This is a genomic window from Mesorhizobium sp. B2-4-6 (genome assembly GCF_006442775.1).
Lineage (GTDB): Bacteria > Pseudomonadota > Alphaproteobacteria > Rhizobiales > Rhizobiaceae > Mesorhizobium.
In genome coordinates this window covers 38,819-51,713 of record NZ_VFVI01000012.1, presented here as the reverse complement: position 1 = coordinate 51,713, position 12,895 = coordinate 38,819, and the positions used below count along the sequence as shown (strand labels likewise).

Sequence of the window (12,895 nt, the reverse complement as noted above, 5' to 3'; positions counted from 1 at the left end):
TCTTAAGCTTCTTCGGAGGCCTGGTCTCCGAGCGCCCTACTCCGCCGCCTCGTAACCGGCGATACCCTTGATCTCGAGGAAATCCTCCAGGCCGTATTCGGCATATTCGCGGCCGTTACCGGACTGCTTGTAGCCGCCGAAGGGCAGGCCCGCGTCCCAGGTCGGATAGTTGATATAGACACTGCCGGAGCGCATGCGCGCCGCAACCTGGCGCGCCTTCTCGATGTCCCTGGCCTGGATGTAGGAGGCAAGGCCGAAGACGGTGTCGTTGGCCTGCTCGACCGCCTGCTCGACCGTGTCGTACGGCATGATCGACAGAACCGGCCCGAAGATTTCCTCGCTGGCGATGCGCATGTCGTGCGTGACATTGGCGAAGACGGTCGGGCGGACGTAGTAGCCGCGGTTGAGCTCGGCCGGGCGACCGGGGCCGCCGGCGACCAGCGTGGCGCCCTCGTCGATGCCGCTCTGGATCAAATCTTGAATCTTGTCGAACTGGATCTGGCTCACCACCGGGCCGAGCTTGGACGTGGGCGCGTCGGCCGGGCCGACGGTGAATTTCTCCGCCGCCCTTTTGGCGTAGCCCGCCGCCTCGTCGTGACGGTCGCGCGGCACGAACATGCGGGTCGGCGCGTTGCAGGACTGGCCGCTGTTGCCGAAGCAGCCGGCGACGCCCTTGGTGACGGCCCGCTCCAGATCGACATCGGGGAACAGGATGTTGGCCGACTTGCCGCCGAGCTCCTGATGCACGCGCTTGACCGTGTCGGCCGCCGCCTTGGCGACCTGGATGCCGGCGCGGGTCGAACCGGTGAAGGACATCATGTCGACATCCGGATGGCTGGCCAACGCCTGGCCTACCCCCGGGCCGTCGCCGTTGACGAGGTTGAAGACGCCCTTCGGCACGCCGGCCTCGTCGATGATCTCGGCGAAGATGATGGCGTCGAGCGGCGCGATCTCGGACGGTTTGAGCACCATTGTGCAGCCGGCGGCAAGCGCGGGACCGACCTTGCAGGTGATCTGGTTGAGCGGCCAGTTCCACGGCGTGATCAGGCCGACGACGCCGATCGGCTCCTTGACGATGAGCGAGGAGCCTTTGACATGACGGAACTGGAAGCTCTTCAGCACCTCGGCCATCTTTTCCAGATGTGCCTGGCCGACCCCGACCTGGCTGTCCAGCGCCATCTGCCGCGGCGCGCCCATCTCGCGCGAAACGGCGAGCGCGAGGTCCTTGCTGCGCTTCTTGTAGACTTCGATGACGCGGTTGAGGATATCGAGCCGTTCCTCGACCGAGGTGAAGCCGAAAGTGGCGAAAGCGCGCTTGGCGGCGGCCACCGCCTTGTCGACATCGGCCTTGGAGCCGAGTGAAATCTGGGCGAAAGCGTCTTCGTTCGAGGGGTCGATGACGTCGAGAGCGTTCGGCACCACGGGATCGACCCAGGCGCCGTCGATATAGAACTGCAGATCGTGTGACATGGTTTCGCTCCCTGCGGGCCGCCTTGCTCGATTGTGATGAAGTGATCGTCGTATACCGCCAGAAATAACGATGCGGCATGTGCTCTGTCAAACGCAAGCTTGAAGTGTTTGAGCCAGCGCGTCAGGCGCTGTCAAGCCGGCAGCGTCGACACGGCAGGCATATCGCCCGATCCGGCGGCCCGCTCCTCATCGTTCGAAAAAATCGATCATTATAACTCGAATAATTCGTTGGAAAGATTGGTTCTGGAATGGCATTCCGACTGCGAAAGTGCCTGGAGAATTGAATTGTCTTTCCTGCCCGCCACCGCGAACGATCTTCCAAATCGCCTGAACTCGGCCAACGCCGAGCGCAAGCGCCCTGCTCCAAACTCGATCTCAACCGGCGTCGTGCCGGGACTGGTGCTGGTGGCGATGATCACCAGCGTCGCTTATTCTGCGCGCGGTTTCTCCGGCCTCACCTTGTTCAGCCCGATGATCCTGGCGGTCGTCGCCGGCATGGTCTATTCCAACGTGCTCGGCCTTCCTGCCCATGCCAAGGCCGGCATCGCCTTTTCGCAAAAGCGCCTGCTGCGCTTCGCCATCGTGCTGCTGGGCTTCCAGCTCACGCTCGGCCAGGTAGCGGGCATCGGCCTCGACGGCGTCGGCATCGTCGCCGCCACGCTCGGCGCCACCTTCCTCTTCACCGTCACGCTCGGCCGGCTGATCGGCGTCGACCGGAAGCTCGCGCAACTCATCGCCGCCGGCACCTCGATCTGCGGCGCCTCGGCGATCGTCGCCACCAACATCGTCACCGATGCGCGCGACGAGGACGTCACCTATGCCGTTGCCGCCATCACGCTGTTCGGCACCGTCGCCATGCTAGTCTTCCCACTGCTGGCACCCGTGCTTGGGCTCGATCAGCACGCATTCGGTCTGTGGGCGGGAGCCTCGATCCACGAGGTGGCGCAGGTGATCGGCGCCGGTTTCCAGAACGGCACGCTCTCCGGCGAGACCGCGACCGTCGCCAAGCTGACGCGTGTCGCCATGCTGGCGCCGATGGTGATCGCGCTCGGCCTGATGGCGCGCCGCGGCAGCACCGACGCATCCGGCGCAAAGCCGCCGATGCCCTGGTTCGTGGCTGCTTTCGTCGCGATCGTGGCGCTGAACAGCCTGGTCGCGATCCCGGCCCAGCTCCACTCGGTGATCGCTTTAGCCGCGCAGGTCATGCTGACCATGGGGCTCGCCGCCATGGGCCTTCAGGCCGACATTTCCGAGCTGCGCTCGCGGGGCCTTCGGCCTCTGATGCTGGCCTTCTCGGCATTCATCTTCATCGCGGGCTTCAGCCTGGTGCTGGTAAGGTTCGCCTGAGGCAGGCCGGGGCCGGCCTCACCTTTCAGTCTTCGTCTTCGTCTTCGTCCTCGAACTCACACGCCGCGACGTAGATCGCGGCGAGTTTCTCGATGCCGGCCTGGTCTTCCTTGTCGAAGCGCCCGGGCAGCGGGCTGTCGAGGTCGAGCACGCCGAACGCGCCTTCAGCGTCGCGCAAAAGCACCACCAGCTCGGAACGCGAATCGGCATCGCAGGCGATGTGGCCGGGAAATTCGTTGACGTCCTTGACCAGCATCGACATGTCGAGCTCGATGGCCTTGCCGCAGACGCCCTTGCCGACGGCGATGCGAACGCAGGCGGGCTTGCCCTGGAAGGGCCCGAGCACCAGCTCGTCCTCGGAGGCGAGGAAATAGAAGCCGGCCCAGTTGAGGTCGGGCACCATCTGGTAGATCAGCGCCGCCGTGTTGGCGGCATTGGCGACGGAATCGCCCTCGCCTTCCAGCAGCGCTTTCAATTGCGTGGCCAACTCCTTGTAGAAGGCCGGCTTGTTGCTTGTGTCGATTGCCGTTGCCGCGAACATCGCTTGATCTCTCCGTTGCAAGCCGGCCGCGCGGCCAGCTACAGTTCACTTCTCTGTGCCACCAAAACCGCCGTTGGGAAACAGCCTATCGTGACCTCCAGTCATTCCAGATCAGCGAAGGCCAGGACGATCCGCATCGCCGCCGCTATCATCCGCGACGACGACGGCAGGCTGCTTCTGATGAGTAAGCGCGGTACCAGCGCCTTCATGCAGGCCGGCGGCAAGATCGAGCCGGGCGAGTTGCCGGCCGCCGCCCTTGCGCGCGAATTGCGCGAGGAGCTGGGCGTTGCCGTCGATCCGGTCGAGGCCTTCCATCTCGGTTCTTTCTCCGCGCCCGCCGCCAATGAGCCTGACACCCGCGTCGAGGCCGAGCTGTTCGAACTCTCCATCACAGGCGAGCCGGTCCCGGCGGCCGAGATCGAGGAGATGATCTGGCTGAACCCGGAGCTGGCGAGCGGCATGGAACTCGCGCCGCTTACCGCCGATATCGTGCTGCCGCGCTACGGCCGCCAGCCATGAGTTCACGCAACCAGCCAAGACAGGCGGCAGGCGGAGCGCCTTTGACCTTCGCGGTGCTGGTCTTTCCCGGCTTTCCAATGATGGCGTTTTCTTCCGTCATCGAGCCGCTGCGCGCGGCCAACGTGCTTGCCAGGCGCGAATGCTACCGCTGGGTGATCGTCGGCGCAGACCGGGGCGCGGTCGAGGCCTCCAACGGCGTCGTCATCCAGCCGGGCTTTTGCGCCTCCGACGCGCCGAAGGTCGACCGCATCGTTGTATGCTCGGGCGGCGATGCCGACCATGTCGTGGCCGACGAGGCGATGAGCTGGATCCGCAAAAGCCTGCGCGGCGGCGCGCATATCGGCGCTGTCGCCGACGCCGCCTTTTTCCTCGCCCGCGCCGGTCTGCTCGACGGCCATGCCTGCACCTTGCACTGGACCAGCCAGGCCGCCTTCACCGAAGCTTTTCCGGATATCGAGCTTCGGCGCGATCTCTTCGTCATCGACCGCAAGCGCTTCACCTCGGCCGGCGGCGTCGGCAGCCTCGACATGATGCTGGAGATCATCACGCGCGACTGTGGCGCCGAGATCGCGGCGGGCGTCGCCGAATGGTTCGTACATTCTCCGTTGCGCTCCAGCGTCGACCGCAAGCTGATGCCGCTCAGGCTGCGCACCGGCGTCCAGAACGAGCTGGTGCTGTCGGCCATCGCCATCATGGAGGATGCTGTGGAAGAGCGGCTCGGCATGGCGGAGCTGGCGGCAAGGCTCGGCGTGTCGTCCGACAAGCTCGAGCGCAATTTCCGCGCCGAACTGGATGTCTCGCCCAACGGATATTACCGGCGGCTGCGGCTGAAGCGCGCGGCCGACCTGTTGGCGCATTCGACGCTGATGGTGCGCGATGTGGCGCTGGCCTGCGGTTTTGCGTCGATGTCGAGCTTTGCGAGGGCGTTTCGCGAGGAACATGGTCACGCGCCGAAGGCGATGCGGCGGCATTAGTTGGAATGGTGCGGCTCTACGTTTCCTTCGTCGTTGGCGCGGCATTCGGCACGACATCTGCGGGAATCCGCACACACTTTGCGTGACGCATAGCTCATGTTCTCCGCATCAGGAGACCCCCGCATGAGCATCGTCGTTTTCGACCCCGACAGCACCGAGGATGTGGACTTCAAGGACCGCATGCGCCATCCGGCCGCGGCCGATCCAGCCGGCGGCATGTGGCTGTCCGACACCGAGCCGTCCTTCATCGACGCCGATGCCTTGCGTAAAGGCCGGCTGGCAAAACTGCGCGGCTGGATGCGCGAGGCGGGCTATGGCGGTGTCGTGCTGTTCGACCCCTACAACCAGCGCTACGCCACCGGCTCGCGCAACATGTTCGGCTATTTCCTGCGCAACTCGACGCGGTACTTCTTCATCCCAACCGAAGGGCCGATCGTGCTGTTCGAATATCCGCAGAGCTACCACGTCTCGATGGTGCTCGACACGATCGACGAGGCGCGGCCGTCCAAACTCGTCTGGTCCTCTGTCTCCGGCCGCGATGACGAGACCGCCGGACCGTTCGCGGATGAGATCACCGAGCTTCTGAAGAAGCATGGCGGCGGATCGATGAAGCTCGGGCTCGACCGCTGCAGCCATCTCCAGGCGCTGGCTTTGGAAAAGCGCGGCTGCGAGGTGCGCGATTGCCAGGGCGAGATTCTCGCCGTGCGCGCGGTGAAGACACCGGAGGAAGTCAAATGCCTGCAGGTGTCGATGGCCGGCGCTGAAGCCGCGGTGGCGGCGGTGCGCGAGGCGATCAAGCCCGGCGTTTCAGAGAACGAGTTGTTCGCCATCATGTATGGCGAGGTGATCCGGCAAGGCGGCGAGTTCATCGAGACCCGGTTGCTCACCTCGGGACAGCGCACCAATCCATGGTTCAACGAGGCGAGCGGCCGCAAGATCAGGCCGGGCGAATTGCTGGCGCTCGATACCGACACGATCGGCTGCTACGGCTATTATTCCGACTTCTCGCGCACCTTCCGCTGCGGCCCGGGCAAGCCGACGCCCTATCAGAAATCGCTTTACCGCATGGCGCACGACCAGGTGCAGCACAATATCGGGATCGTGAAGCCCGGCATGGCGTTCCGCGAGATTGCCGAGAAGGCCTGGAAAATCCCCGATCGCTTCGTCGACCAGCGCTACACCTCGGTCATGCACGGCGTCGGCATGCATGGCGAAACGCCTTTCATCGCGCACTCGATGGACTACGAGACCTATGGCCGCGACGGCATCATCGTGCCCGGCATGGTGGTGAGCGTGGAAAGCTACATCGGCGAGAAAGGCGGCCGCGAAGGCGTCAAGCTCGAGGACGAGATCCTGATCACCGAGACCGGCACCGAACTGCTCTCGCGCTTTCCTTATGAGGACGAGTTTCTGGAGCCGCAGGTTTGATGCAGGCAAGCACGATGAGCGCCGGTCCGGCATCGCAAGCCTTGGCGATTGGCCGCAACACCTGTGCCGTCATCATTCCAGGGCGAAGCAAGGAGCGAAGTGACGCGGCGCAGACCCTAGAAGCCATGCCGTTCCGTCTCCGCTTCGCCGCGGTGCGGAATTCTGTTAGGCAGCAATTGACGATCAAGGTACCGGCATGGATTCCAGGGTCTTCGCGACGCCGCTGCGCGGCTGCTTCGCCCTGGAATGACGAAGTTTGAGCATACGCATGAAAACGCCCATTTCCATTCGACGCGGCACGGTGGCCGCGGTGTTCATCGATCTCCAGGAGGAGCATCGCAAGGACAGACGCTATCTGGTCGAGGGGTTTGCCGACATCCTCGCCAATGTGCAGCGCCTGCAGGAGGCGGCGCGGCGCAATTTCGTGCCGCTCCACCACTGGGCCTATATCGTCGACCTCGCCGAGGCGCGGCCTTTCCACCCGGTGGACGAAAGCGGCAAGTCGGCCTTCTCCGACAAGGACGATCCGCTGACGGCGATCTGCCATGAGGTGGCGCCGCAAAACGGCGAAGCCACTCTGGTCAAGCAGGAAGCCAGCGCCTTCGGCAAGAACGATTTCGGCGACAAGCTCAAGGCAGCCGGCATCGAATGGCTGGTGATCGCCGGCGTCTGGACCGAGGCCTGCATCGACGCCACGGTGAAGGACGCGGTGGCGCGCGGTTTTCGCGTGCTGCTGGTCAAGGACGCCTGCGGCAGTGCAAGTGCGGCCATGCACCAGACCGGTATCCTCAACCTCGCCAACCGGCTCTATGGCGGCGCCGTCGTCAACACGCTCGATGCCTGCCGGCTGATGGCAGGCGATACGGTAAGCGTATGGCAGGTCGAGGGCTCGGTGCCGCTGCGCTTCACCTTCGAGAACGCGGCGCGGCTTTACGCCGAGCTCTGACGACAGTGGCCAGCAACCCAAGCAATTCGGCGAGGCGCGGCAACTATGCCGATCGGCTCGACCCGGAGCTGTGGGACTATATTGACAAGGTGGACAGCTGGTACCCTCCGGAGATCGTGGCCGCGCCGACCGCCGAGCAGCGCGCCGTGTACGACAGAATGTGCGTGGCTTTCCATCAAGGACATCCCGAAGGCGTGACGACCAGCGACGGTCTTGTCGCCACGGCGGCGCATGCCATCCCGGTCCGGCGCTACCGCATGGCGGGCAAGGCGGCAGCGGCGATCGTCGTCTATCATCATGGCGGCGGTTTCGTGCTCGGCGATCTCGACAGCCATGACGACATCTGTGCCGAAATCTGCGCCGGCACCGGTTTCGAGGTGGTCTCGGCCGACTATCGGCTGGCGCCGGAGCATCTGCATCCAGCCTCCTTCGACGATGCTCTTGCCGTGTTCGAACGGGTCGCCGCGACCAGCACGCTGCCGATCTTGCTTTGTGGCGAGAGCGCCGGCGGCAACCTCGCCGCCGCGGTGGCGCAAGCGACGCGACAACATGCGCGGCGTGCCATCGGCCAGATGTTGATCTATCCTGGCCTGGGCGGCGACGGGAGCGGGCGTTCCTATGTCGAGCACGCCAAGGCGCCGCTGCTGACGCTCGCCGACATCGAGTTCTACCTCCGCGTCCGCTCGGCGCCCGGGCAATCGCCTGACGACCCGACCCTTTCTCCACTCATGGCTCGTGATTTCTCTGGTCTGCCGCCGACGGTGATCGTCACCGCCGAATGCGATCCGCTGTCGTCGGACGGCGAGACCTATCGCGACCGCATCCTCGCCGCCGGCGGGCAGGCCATGTGGCGCGAGGAGCCGCGGCTGGTGCACAGTTTCCTGCGGGCGCGCCCGACGGTGCCGCGCGCGGCGGCGGCGTTTCGAAGGATTATCAGCGACATTGCAAGGCTGGGTGCCGGTGGCGGAGCGCTAATCTCCCCACTCGTGGGGGAGAAGTCCGGCAGGCCAGAGGGGAGCGCGAAGGATCGCGACCCTTCGGTTTCCTAACGTCCGACATCTGCCTGAGAAGACATCTCCAATCCGCTGAGACGTATGGCGGGACAGCGCCCCCTCTGTCCTACCGGACATCTCCCCTCAGCTGTCCCCCTGCGGAACAGCGCACAAGAACTGCGGAAAACCAAACATTTCGCCGCGGAAAGCGGACCTATCATCGCTCAACAGGCAATGGCGCTCCGGCGGCCGCATCCGCCCCCGCGCATGGCGTCCCCGGAGCGCCCAACAACAGAGGGAACGACGATGAAATTCATGCTGACCGACAGAAAACTGCACCCGCGCGCCAAGTCGATCGCCGACGATTTCAGGAAGGGCGCGATCAGCCGGCGCGAATACCTGGCGCTGATGGCCGGCTTCGGCGTCAGCGCCGCCGGCGCGATGGCGCTGGGCGGGATCGCTCCCTCGCCTGCCCGCGCCGCCGAGCCGAAAAAGGGCGGCGTGCTGCGCGTGGCGATGAACGTCAAAGGCTTCAAGGACCCGCGCACTTTCGACGGCGTCGAGATGTCGAATGTCGCGCGCCAGTGCAACGAATATCTGGTGCGCTGGAACACCGACTTTTCCTTTGAGCCCTGGCTGCTGGAAAGCTGGGAAACCAGCGATGACGCCAAGACGATCACGCTTCACGTGCGCAAGGGCATCACCTGGTCGAACGGCGACACTTTCAACGCCGACGACGTGATCCACAACCTCAACCGCTGGTGCGATGCCTCGGTCGCCGGCAATTCGGTCGCCGCGCGCATGGGCGCGCTGGTCAACGCCGACACCAAGAAGCCGGTCGACGGCGGCATCCAGAAGATCGACGACCATACCGTCAAGATCAACCTGCCGAAGCCCGACATCTCGCTGATCGCCGGCATGGCCGATTATCCGGCGCTGATCATGCACCGCTCCTATGAGGGCGATGCCGACCCGAAGAAGGCTTTGGCCATCACCACCGGCCCATGCGAGCTGGTGAGTTGGGACGCCGAGACGGGCGCGGAGGTGAAGCGCAAGGACAAGCCCTGGTGGAAGGGCGAATTCTATCTCGACGGCATCAAATGGGTCGACTACGGCTCGGACCCCAACGCAACGCTGTCGGCCTTCGAATCCGGCGAGATCGACACCGATCACGAGACCGCTTCGGACGCCGTGTCGCAGACCGACCAGATGGGCCTGCAGAACTCCGAGATCGCCACCGGCTCGACCATCGTCGCGCGCTTCAATGTCTCCAACGCGCCCTATGACGACGTCAAGGTGCGGCGCGCCGCCCAATTCGCCGTCGATAATACAGCAGTGCTGAAGCTCGGCCTCGACGGTCGCGGGAAACCCGCCGACAACCATCATGTCGGCCCCATGCATCCGGAATTCGCCGATATCGGCCCTGCGGTGCGCGATGTCGATCAGGCCAAGAAGCTGATTTCGGAAGCCGGCAAGGCCGACCACGAATATGAGCTGATCTCGGTCGACATCGAATGGCAAAAGAGCACCGCCGATGCGATCGCGGCGCAAATCCGCGAGGCGGGCCTCAAGGTCAAGCGCACGGTATTGCCGGCCGCGACTTTCTGGAATGACTGGAGCAAGTTCCCCTATTCCTGCACCGAATGGCTCGGCCGGCCGCTCGGCGTCCAGGTGCTGGCTTTAGCCTACAAGTCCGGCGCGGCCTGGAATGAAAGCGCCTATGCCAACAAGGAGTTCGACGAGTTGCTCGACAGGGCGCTTGCGACGCCGGACGCGGCGGCGCGCAAGGAGATCATGGCCAAGATCGAGACCAATCTGCGCGACTCCGGCATCATCATCCAGCCCTATTGGCGCTCGGTCTACCGCACCTACCGCAAGGGCGTGCAGGGCTGCGAACAGCACCAGGCGCTCGAGCAGCATTTCGAGAAGGTCTGGCTGGAGTCCTGATCCTCCCAGGACAGAGTGGCCGGCGCGGCGTTCAAGGCCGTGCCGGCCGCTTGTCATTTGCCAAGCGATTGCCTTTCAGCACAGAGTGCGCCGACCGGCTGTCCGCCGGGGGAATGCGAGAAGCAGCAAGGCATGGACCACTTCGATCTCGGCACCTATCGCCGCCCCATCTCCACATCGTCGGCCGAGACGCAGCGCTGGTTCGATATCGGGTTGAACTGGTGCTACGGCTTCAACCATGAGGAAGGGATAAAGTGCTTCGAGAAGGCGCTGGAGACCGATCCCGGCTGCGCCTTCGTGCATTGGGGCATCGCCTATGCCGCCGGGCCTTTCTACAATCTGACCTGGAAGGAACATGGCAAGGCCGAGGCCGACCATGTCGCCAGGCGCTGCTTCGAGCATGCGCGGCTTGCACAAGCCAACGCGGCAAGCGCAAGCCCTGTCGAACGGCGGCTGATCGAGGCGCTGGCCGCCCGCTTCCAGCAGCCGCATGGCGTGAGCGCGGCCGAGTTCGAAAAATGGGACGACGCCTATGCGGCCGCGATGCGTCAGGTCTATCGCGACTTTCCAGACGACCATGACGTGATGGCGCTGACGGTCGAAGCGCTGATGATGCGCACGGTGCGGCGCCTGTGGAACCTCAAGACCGGCGCGCCGGCACCGAATTCCGACGTGCTCGAAGCGCTGGAGATCTGCGAACGTTCGATCCGGCTCTCGGACGAGGCAGGTGCTGCGCCGCATCCGGCGGCGCTGCATCTTCACATCCACCTGCTCGAAATGTCGACGCAGCCCGAGCGTGGCACGCGCTCGGCGGAGCGGCTGGGCACGATGTGCCCCGATGCCGGCCACATGAACCATATGCCTGGGCACATCCATGTGCTCTGCGGCGAGTATGAGAAGGCGAAGATCGCCAGCGAGAAGGCGGTGCGCGCCAACGATCTCTACCTCGCCTATGCCGGCGAGCCGACCTATTACCTGCTCGGCTGCTGCCACGACCTGCATCTGATGATGTTCACCTGCATGTTCCTTGGCCAGTACCGCCCTGCCCTGTGGGCCGCCGACAAGGTGCGCAGCCTGGTGACGCGCGACGTCGTCAGCATTGCCGGGCGGCCGAAACTGACGCAGACGGTCGAGGGCTACCATGCGATGAAATCGCATGTGCAGGTGCGCTTCGGGCGCTGGCGCGAGATCATCGACGAGCCGATGAATGGCGAGCCCGAAATCTATGTGGTGACCGCCGCGCTGCAGCATTACGCCAAGGGCGTGGCGCATGCGACGCTGCGCGAATTCGCGGCAGCCGAGCGCGAGCGCGAGCTATTTAGCCGGCAAATCGACAGCATTGCACCGGAGCGCCGCTTCCTCAGCAACCCGACAAAAGCCTCGCTCGCGGTCGGCGCCACCCTGCTCGACGGCGAGCTTGCCTACCACCAGGGCCGGCATGATGAGGCCTACGGGCATCTGCGGCGCGCGGTCGAGCTCGACGATAATCTCTCCTACACCGAACCATGGGCCTGGATGCACCCGCCGCGCCACGCGCTGGCGGCACTCCTGCTCGACCAGGGCCATGCGGCGGAGGCCGAGCAGGTCTATCGCGACGATCTGGGCCTGAGCGACGCCGTGCAGCGCTGCGCCCAGCACCCGGACAATGTCTGGGCGCTGCACGGGCTGGTCGAATGCCTGAAGCGACGCGGCGAGAAAGAGGAATTGCCGGGGTTGCAGGCGAAGCTCGCGGCAGCACTTGCCAAGGCGGACGTGGCGATAACCTCGTCGTGCCTGTGCCGGACCAGCGCGCAGGCAGACCATTGCTGTTATCATTGAGGCTGCGGGGGTTCGGCGCCCCTCGATCGAGCGCAGCTCCGCGGCGTTCCTTACGAGAATATCTCCGCCAGTTCGTCGATGCTTGCACCTTCCTTCGCCTGGCGCAACTCGACGTAGCTCACCGCCGTGGCGATCGACAGCACCATCGACACCACGGTCTGCACCAGCGCGGCTCCGATCTCGGCTATGATGCCGCCGAACAGCACAAGAACGAGCAATATTCCCCACTGGATGATCATCGCGATGATGATGAGAATAAGGAACAGGCCGAACAGTGCCCAGCGGCTGCCCTTGGTCAGAACCCGGCTGCGCGACATCGAGCCGAACACGCCCCGCCGCTCCTGGATCAGAACCGGCACCGACATCGACCAGCCGAGCCAGAGGATGATGCCCGGCACGATCAACAGCATCAGGCCGATACCCGCGCCGAGACCGACGAGAAGGCCGATGCCAAGCGTCGGCAGCAGAAAGCGGATCGCAATCTGGACGCAGTCGCCGAAGGACGGGCGCTTGCCGTTGAGGTCCTCGATGGTCGCCCGCACCAGCGCCGACTGCAGCAGCAGCGCGCACACAAACGAGATCAGCCCGGCGATGATGGTGATGTAGGAATTGCGAAACATGGCGCCTGGGTCGGCCATGGTGGCGGGGTCGCGCTGCATCATCGCCTCGATCTGCGGCTGGGTCCACAGCCTGACGAGCAATGCCGGCAGACCCGCAAACAAAGCCGCCAACCCCACGCAAAGTCCGACGTTTCGGCCAATCACGCCGAAGGTGTTGCTGAACACCCTGCCGATCTCGAATCGGCCGGGTCGTCCCAATGTTGCAGTCGTCATGATAATTTCCCCCGAGTCACCATCGCATCCAATCGGCGACTTCAAAGTAAATTTGCCAAGATTGAAGGGCTACGTCCAGT

Annotated in this window: 11 protein-coding genes; 8 read left to right on the top strand and 3 right to left on the bottom strand. The window is 64.5% G+C overall.

Annotation, left to right across the window (positions count from 1 at the left end; genetic code table 11):
• Positions 1-36 precede the first annotated feature (36 nt).
• On the bottom strand, positions 37-1,470 hold the full coding sequence (locus FJ957_RS24940) for an aldehyde dehydrogenase family protein (protein WP_140835470.1): 1,434 nt from the start codon (positions 1,468-1,470) through the stop codon (positions 37-39).
• Between the two features lie 285 nt (positions 1,471-1,755).
• Between FJ957_RS24940 and FJ957_RS24935 the strand changes: the two genes are divergently transcribed.
• The gene (locus FJ957_RS24935; RefSeq protein ID WP_246685957.1) at positions 1,756-2,817 is read left to right on the top strand and encodes a YeiH family protein; all 1,062 of its coding nucleotides are present in this window, start codon (positions 1,756-1,758) and stop codon (positions 2,815-2,817) included.
• 25 nt (positions 2,818-2,842) lie between these two features.
• Here FJ957_RS24935 and FJ957_RS24930 read toward each other — a convergent pair whose 3' ends face one another.
• Positions 2,843-3,358 (bottom strand): GAF domain-containing protein, encoded by a 516-nt coding sequence (locus FJ957_RS24930; protein ID WP_140835469.1) that lies wholly within the window; start codon positions 3,356-3,358, stop codon positions 2,843-2,845.
• A gap of 90 nt (positions 3,359-3,448) precedes the next feature.
• On the opposite strand from FJ957_RS24930, the gene FJ957_RS24925 reads away from it, so the two are divergent.
• The 7 genes from FJ957_RS24925 (at position 3,449) to FJ957_RS24895 (ending at position 11,982) form a co-directional block, all read left to right on the top strand.
• Positions 3,449-3,877, top strand: coding sequence for an NUDIX domain-containing protein (locus FJ957_RS24925; protein WP_140835468.1), 429 nt, complete (start codon positions 3,449-3,451; stop codon positions 3,875-3,877).
• On the top strand, positions 3,874-4,851 hold the full coding sequence (locus FJ957_RS24920) for a GlxA family transcriptional regulator (RefSeq protein WP_140835467.1): 978 nt from the start codon (positions 3,874-3,876) through the stop codon (positions 4,849-4,851). Before FJ957_RS24925 ends, FJ957_RS24920 begins: the two co-directional genes overlap by 4 nt.
• Before the next feature lie 123 nt (positions 4,852-4,974).
• Positions 4,975-6,279 (top strand): Xaa-Pro peptidase family protein, encoded by a 1,305-nt coding sequence (locus FJ957_RS24915; protein WP_140835466.1) that lies wholly within the window; start codon positions 4,975-4,977, stop codon positions 6,277-6,279.
• Between the two features lie 268 nt (positions 6,280-6,547).
• Positions 6,548-7,225, top strand: coding sequence for an isochorismatase family protein (locus FJ957_RS24910; RefSeq protein WP_140835465.1), 678 nt, complete (start codon positions 6,548-6,550; stop codon positions 7,223-7,225).
• A 5-nt stretch (positions 7,226-7,230) separates the two neighbouring features.
• Positions 7,231-8,274 (top strand): alpha/beta hydrolase, encoded by a 1,044-nt coding sequence (locus FJ957_RS24905; RefSeq protein WP_246685956.1) that lies wholly within the window; start codon positions 7,231-7,233, stop codon positions 8,272-8,274.
• Between the two features lie 249 nt (positions 8,275-8,523).
• Positions 8,524-10,164, top strand: coding sequence for an ABC transporter substrate-binding protein (locus FJ957_RS24900; protein WP_140835463.1), 1,641 nt, complete (start codon positions 8,524-8,526; stop codon positions 10,162-10,164).
• A 132-nt stretch (positions 10,165-10,296) separates the two neighbouring features.
• Positions 10,297-11,982 carry a hypothetical protein gene (locus FJ957_RS24895; protein ID WP_140835462.1) on the top strand — a complete coding sequence of 562 codons (1,686 nt, stop codon included), beginning with the start codon at positions 10,297-10,299 and terminating at the stop codon, positions 11,980-11,982.
• A 50-nt stretch (positions 11,983-12,032) separates the two neighbouring features.
• On the opposite strand, the gene FJ957_RS24890 is transcribed toward FJ957_RS24895, so the two are convergent.
• Entirely contained in the window at positions 12,033-12,815 is a 783-nt protein-coding gene (locus FJ957_RS24890) for a hypothetical protein (protein WP_140835461.1), read from the bottom strand.
• Positions 12,816-12,895: the final 80 nt, after the last annotated feature.